Genomic DNA, 1,008 nt, shown 5'->3' on the forward strand with positions numbered 1-1,008 from the left:
AACGGCGCGCCTTCGGTGATATCGGAAGTATCCATTGCTTTCTCCTCTGTCGTGGGATTCGGGGAGAAAGTCTGCACAGGGTCAGGTGTGGAAAATAGGTGTGGATTCTTGGGCGCTTACGCAACAAGTGCATCGGACCATCCATTTCCCGTGACATCAAAGCCGCCGGCTGGAAGCCCGTCAGCATCTGTTGAACCGGCTACATATACGTTGCCAGATGCATCCAAAGCTATGTCTTGAAGGTTTGTGTTGGACCATGCCTGCAGATCAAACAGAGTAGAAGATTTCAACTGACCAAGATTGGCATCCAGTCTTGCAATATAACTGGCGAAGGTGTTTGTTGCATTCCATTGATCGGATGTCTGATAGGCCCCTGTAGTGGTAGGAAATACCGAACCGTCTGAGGTCCCTCCCGTGACGAAAACATCCCCATTTGGTGCTATCGCCAATGCATTTCCCCAGTCACTACTCGATCCACCCAGAAAGGTAACGGCCAACAACGTTTTCAAATCCGGGGAAAACTTGGCAATAAAGATTTCTGTACTGCCATTGTAAGAATCGTCATAGCTTCCCGGTAACATCGGGAAAGATCCATCATAGTCAGTCCCATAGGGCAAACTGATACTGCCGACCACATATATATTCCCGCTGGCGTCCAGATGTATATCATTGCCCCGGTCATAGGTTCCATCTCCACCTAAACAAAGTGGAGGCAACCAAACCGGGATCAACAGTCACCGGCAATGAGGCATCAAAATCACCAAGGGTAAAGCCATATTCTTTTTTTCCGGTCAGGTGGTAAGCGACTTCAACCGCAACTCGTTTTCCACCGACCTCCTGAAACGCAACTGGCGCAGAAAAATGCACTGACTCCGAACCCTTCTTGAGCAGGAGCCGCCCTCTTTTGTCTACATCAAGGCTCTCTATACCGCGCAAGGAAAAACGCAGTTGCTCTATCTCTTTTCCTGAATCCAGGCGAATGATTTTTTCCGCCACACCTTCACTTAA

Annotated in this window: 2 protein-coding genes; both read right to left on the bottom strand. The window is 49.1% G+C overall.

What is annotated here, in order from left to right; genetic code table 11:
• Nucleotides 1-116: 116 nt before the first annotated feature.
• Complete coding sequence (locus ACOCD2_RS21865; RefSeq protein WP_293650189.1) at nt 117-635, bottom strand: SBBP repeat-containing protein; 519 nt, start codon at nt 633-635, stop codon at nt 117-119.
• Nucleotides 636-678: 43 nt separating this feature from the next.
• A partial coding sequence (locus tag ACOCD2_RS21870; protein ID WP_293653465.1) for a hypothetical protein occupies nt 679-1,008 on the bottom strand: 330 nt, incomplete at its 5' end.

The sequence above is a fragment of the Thiolapillus sp. genome (assembly GCF_048562965.1).
Lineage (GTDB): Bacteria > Pseudomonadota > Gammaproteobacteria > Chromatiales > Chromatiaceae > Thiolapillus > Thiolapillus brandeum_A.